Source organism: Psychrobacter sp. 1Y4 (assembly GCF_051847555.1).
The window spans coordinates 1-692 of the sequence record NZ_JBPYDE010000584.1 but is presented as its reverse complement, the minus strand read 5'-3'; the positions used below and the strand labels follow the sequence as shown (position 1 = coordinate 692).

The 692-nt window shown below is 47.1% G+C and carries 1 protein-coding gene; it reads right to left on the bottom strand.

Annotated features, from left to right (window positions below):
• The coding region (locus ACS8FC_RS17715; RefSeq protein ID WP_439297757.1) for a circularly permuted type 2 ATP-grasp protein at nt 1–692 on the bottom strand (692 nt) is incomplete at both ends.

Here is a 692-nt window from a genome sequence, read left to right as displayed (position 1 = left end):
AAGTTATACAGCTCAGCGGTATCTTTACCAATGACACCTTTGGCCTCTTGGACATTATCCTCAATCGATTGCACGATATTGGGGATGATGTTTTGTTCCAAATCAGACATCATTTGCGCTTTCATGGTGGTAAGCGACGCTTCACCATCAACGGCAAACCCTAAATGACTGATTAAATGTTTGATCTGTGATTTTTTGAGATCGCCTTTGATGAGCTGTTTCATGACATCGTCATAGTAATACAGGCGCTCACTATATCGGCCTAGCCATATTAAGTGACTGGCGGTAGAGAGTAGCAGTATCATGGGCGCATCATCTAAACTCTCGTAACCAGTTTCTAAGGGCTGGACGCGATTATAGTAGTTCGCATGCCCTGAAGCGTTGCCTGCAGAATTGACCCCTACTGATGATGAAGGCGAGCACTTGTCGGCTTGCTGGCTGTCTAAATCACTGTCATCAATAACCCAAGTGTCTTTGATACCGCCGCCTTGCGATGAATTGACGACCAAAGAGCCTTCAACCATGGCCACTCGTGTCAGACCACCGGGTACGATGTCTACCGTTCCATCACCATGGCTGAGAATAAAGGGACGCAAGTCAATATGACGCGGTGCGATACCATCGCTTACGGCAGTGGGGTTGGTAGATAGTGAGATAGTTGGCTGAGCAATAAAGCCAGCTGGGTTTTCAAG